The organism is Pantoea sp. ANP04 (genome assembly GCF_041982285.1).
Taxonomy (GTDB): domain Bacteria; phylum Pseudomonadota; class Gammaproteobacteria; order Enterobacterales; family Enterobacteriaceae; genus Pantoea; species Pantoea eucalypti.
In genome coordinates this window covers 1-519 of sequence record NZ_JAUTYS010000189.1, presented here as the reverse complement: position 1 = coordinate 519, position 519 = coordinate 1, and the positions used below count along the sequence as shown (strand labels likewise).

Annotated in this window: 1 protein-coding gene; it reads right to left on the bottom strand. The window is 56.5% G+C overall.

Annotation, left to right across the window (positions count from 1 at the left end):
• Window positions 1–519, bottom strand: a 519-nt coding sequence (locus Q7C21_RS23035) for an ABC transporter permease (protein ID WP_375151243.1), incomplete at both ends; no start/stop codon positions are given.

Genomic DNA, 519 nt, shown 5'->3' with positions numbered 1-519 from the left:
CCGGTGATAATGGGCAGTCCCAGTCCACCAAGGTTGACGTAGGCTGCGATGGTCACCGTCGCAACTACCTGCAAGACAGCTGACCTGATTCCGCCTACGAGCAACGGTAAACCTAACGGGATTTCTACCTTGAAGAGGATTTGCCATTCGGTCATGCCCATGGCGCGGGCCGCATCGATGGTTTTCCTGTCGATCGCTTCAAAGCCCGTGTATGCACCGGCAAGGAGCGAGGGAATGGCTAACAACACGAAGGTAAGCACCGCGGCCTCAGGCTTGTGCAGTACACCAAAAATCAATACCAACAAGATCAAAAGACCAAAAGATGGCACGGCTCGGGCGATCCCTGCGGCACCCACTGCAATCTCGCGTCCCTTACCTGCATGCCCAATGGCCCATCCGGCCGGAATTGCAATCAGCCCAGCGATGGCTACTGTCACCACGGTGAATAGTAGATGCTGTCCGAGCAAAGTCTGCAGTCCCCCGCTGCCTTCCCATTGCTCCGGAGCGAAAAGCCACTGA